Origin of the sequence: Leptolyngbya cf. ectocarpi LEGE 11479, from assembly GCF_015207065.1 — a bacterium.
Taxonomy (GTDB): domain Bacteria; phylum Cyanobacteriota; class Cyanobacteriia; order Phormidesmidales; family Phormidesmidaceae; genus Leptothoe; species Leptothoe ectocarpi.
Genome location: NZ_JADEXP010000611.1, coordinates 1 through 1627 on the forward strand (window position 1 = coordinate 1; position 1627 = coordinate 1627).

Annotated in this window: 1 protein-coding gene; it reads left to right on the top strand. The window is 48.0% G+C overall.

The genetic code is table 11. The annotated features are described in order from the left end of the window. Positions 1-360: 360 nt before the first annotated feature. Complete coding sequence (locus IQ260_RS30440; protein WP_193996779.1) at positions 361-1602, top strand: sensor histidine kinase; 1242 nt, start codon at positions 361-363, stop codon at positions 1600-1602. The last annotated feature ends 25 nt before the right edge of the window (positions 1603-1627 follow it).

The window sequence follows — 1627 nt, forward strand, 5'->3', positions numbered from 1 at the left end:
AGAGACATGTCTGATTCCATAGGCAGGTAATCTGTGGAAATCATATTCAGAATAGGTAGTATTTGAGCTGTTGGAGACGGTTCTTAGTGTCGTTTGGGCTGGTTTATTAGCCTAATTGAACCATTTGCTGATACTCGACAGTTTTTGTGTGCTTTAGTAGCATTCAATTAAGGTCTGCGTATATTTAACTAAGTGGTAAGGAAGACGGATTTTATAAGATCCGAAAATTGCGTCTGCAGAGGTTGCCATGGAACGCCTGTACAGCAAAAAATAATGAGTTAAGGGGCTAGAGCAGCTTTGGGAAAGCGCAAGTTGACGTGTGATTTTTTGCAGTCTGAAACGATTGATTCAGAGCTGTTCATGTCGCCTGCTTCGCAAAGTGCTAAACAGGCTGCTGGATCTTCTCGCTCTTTGGTTGAGCGTACGCTGGCATTCGCGCAACAGGGTGGAGCTGTGGAGGCGTTAGCTGACTGGCTACCTAAAGTCATGGTCAAAGAATTTGATCTGCGCGGATGTCAGATAGAGCTGTACGACTCAGAACGGCGTGTGGCTACTCTGATTGGGGGGACCGGCGATGGGTGGCTAGGGTCGGCAGACCAGCCCCATGCTGTCGATCAGTTTTGGGAACTCTATGAACCTTTAACCTTGGGAAAATCGCTGTTGTTCAGTTCCCAGGGTTTGGGGGTGAAGACATCCTCAACCATGCCTTTAACCTGGCTGGGATGTCCGATGATGAATCGCACAGAGCTATTGGGCAATGTCTGGCTAACACGCGCCAGTAAAGAGGTTTTTGATGAGCTTGAACTGGGTCAGTTACGGCAGATTATCGCGTGTTTTGCGATCGCACTTCACCAAAGCCATCTCGAACAAACCTTAGAGACTCAGCAAACCGAAATTCGGCAGCTGCGCCAGGCCAAGGACGATTTTTTAAAGCTGATCTCCCATGAGATGTTTGGTCCCTTGGGAAATATTCAACTCTCCACCCAAACATTAGAAAGAATCTTCAAAGACGTCTCATGGCGTAAGGTGCCCAAGCGTAGTACGGTCCTCAAAGTGCTCAGCCTGCTTACTCAAGAATGTCGACGACAAAAACAATTTGCCGACAATCTCATCACCCTGATGTTTCCTGAGTACCAAAAGTCATCAGAGCCGGTACTGATGAACCTCAGCGACTGGATGCCATCGCTGCTGCGTACCTTTGACGCCAGGGTTGAGCAGGAATCCCTCACACTTAAAACCAAAATTTCTCAAGACCCCCTTTTGTTTGAGTGCGATATCACGCAACTAGAGCGCATCGTCACAGAGCTGGTCACCAACGCGATTAAATATACCCCAGCTAAAAAGACCATTACGATTACGGTCAAGGCCACCGATACTGCTGTGGAGATTGCGATCGCAAATACCGGCGTCCATATTCCCACCGACCATCAACTCCGCATTTTTGAAAAATTTTACCGAGTGCCCGAATTAGATCTACGGCAGTATGGCGGCAGCGGTCTGGGATTAGCGCTCGTCAAGCAGCTCGTTACCAATTTAGCTGGCACCATTGCTCTCAAAAGCACCAAGCAAAAAACCACATTTACCGTAAAATTACCCCGGTAAACCACTCCAAGCACCCCTTTCCCCC